A 1,248-nucleotide genomic window follows, 5' to 3' on the forward strand; every position below is an offset into this window, starting at 1 on the left:
ATACCTCACATTTTAGCATATATTTCGTAAACGATGCTCATATTTAACAGTAAAGCCGTCGTAGAACGACGGGGTTTCAGACCCAAAATTTTCGATGACTTTCTCGGGCCATTGTTGGTTAGCTTGGGTCAATTCCTCAATTTCTTGATTGAGTTTTTCAAGGCAGTTATCGAGATACTCAAGATGGGCTTCGATATCGAGCTTTACCGCGAGCGCGTTCCCGTCGGTTCTTTTCGGCAGTCCGCATCTCGACAAGTTGCCGGCGACGACTAATTAAGTCCTACCGCTAACCCATCCTACAAATAATTGTGCCTCCCTACTTATAATAAAATTAGTCGGTAGTTTCCCTAGAGGTAAATTTTTATGATTGTCAATAAGCGAGAACTCAAGCAAGCCTTAAATCGGGTGTACTTAAAAATCAAGCCTGATGCTGAAACAATTCAGGTTTTTCGAGCTAATTTGGTGCGCTTGTTGGACCAATGTGACAGCAAAAAGTCGGAAGAGTTTAATAAAAATTTGCTGATAGATTTTTTGAAAAATACCTATTATGCTGATCGCTATTTTATCAATACAAAAGAGCGCATTGATCTGGTGATTCATAATAACCAGGATGTTAAAAGTCCAGTGGGGGTCATTTTTGAGACGAAGAAGCCTACTCGGACAATAAATGCAGAAATGCCAAGACTGGATAATCTCAATACCAAGGCTTTTCAGCAGTTAGTTTTATATTTTCTCCGCGAAAGGGTGACGGATAAAAATCTTGAGATTAAACACTTGATCGTAACAAATATTTATGAGTGGTTTATTTTCGATGCGAAGATTTTTGAGGAGTTGTTTTTTGCTAATAAGGCTCTAGTTAACCAGTTTTGCGATTTTGAAGCAGGGAGACTGAGTAGTACAAAAACGGATTTTTTCTATCAACAAATTGCCGAACCAGCGATCACTAAAGTTATTGAGCAAATTAAGTTTACTCATTTTGATCTGCGAGATCTGGAAAATTTAGACCTGCTTGATATTTACAAGATTCTTGCGCCAGAACATTTACTTAAGTTACCTTTTGTTAATGACAGTAATACTTTAAATAAGCCTTTTTATAATGAGCTTTTGTAGCAACATCTCAAAAACCGCTGAGAGGTAAGATGAAAGCCACGACAGCATCTCTGGCCTCTCAGCCTATCGCCTGTGGCTGTTAGGTAGTGTCTAGCTAGTGACCAACTTCCAGGCTGAGACTGTTCTGGGGAGCCGCCC

Annotated in this window: 2 pseudogenes; one reads left to right on the forward strand and one right to left on the reverse strand. The window is 39.5% G+C overall.

What is annotated here, in order from left to right:
• Positions 1 to 96: 96 nt before the first annotated feature.
• Positions 97 to 280 (reverse strand): annotated as a pseudogene (locus tag PX482_RS28140) (IS110 family transposase); the annotation flags it as partial.
• Positions 281 to 363: 83 nt separating this feature from the next.
• Here PX482_RS28140 and PX482_RS17755 point away from each other — a divergent pair.
• Positions 364 to 1,107, forward strand: a pseudogene (locus PX482_RS17755) (DUF7149 domain-containing protein); the annotation flags it as partial.
• Positions 1,108 to 1,248 lie beyond the last annotated feature (141 nt).

This window comes from Microcystis sp. M53602_WE12 (assembly GCF_030065455.1).
Taxonomy (GTDB): domain Bacteria; phylum Cyanobacteriota; class Cyanobacteriia; order Cyanobacteriales; family Microcystaceae; genus Microcystis; species Microcystis aeruginosa.